1 protein-coding gene is annotated in these 273 nt (G+C 63.7%); it reads right to left on the bottom strand.

The window, feature by feature from the left end; translation table 11 throughout:
• On the bottom strand, positions 1 to 273 hold a 273-nt coding region (locus tag AAEY88_RS13600), incomplete at both ends, for a type II 3-dehydroquinate dehydratase (protein WP_350563243.1).

Here is a 273-nt window from a genome sequence, read left to right as displayed (position 1 = left end):
CGTGAGGATTCGAGATGTGCACTTCGACGAGCGCGAGGCCGGCCTTCGGAAGGAGCGCTGCGGCATCCCTCAGTGCATAGCTGTAGTGGGTGAAGGCCGCTGGATTGAGGATCACCGGTGTTCCGGAATCCACCGCCTCGTAGAGCCACGAGATCAGTTCGGCTTCGTCGTTGGTCTGGCGCAGGTCGATCGTCGTTCCGTCGGGAGCGTCCGCCTCGAGAATGCTGCGGAGATCGTCGAGGGTGCCGCTCCCGTACACGTCCGGCTCACGAG

The sequence above is a fragment of the Psychrobacter sp. CAL346-MNA-CIBAN-0220 genome (genome assembly GCF_040309805.1).
GTDB lineage: Bacteria > Pseudomonadota > Gammaproteobacteria > Pseudomonadales > Moraxellaceae > Psychrobacter.
This window is presented reverse-complemented; position numbering and strand designations above follow the sequence as displayed.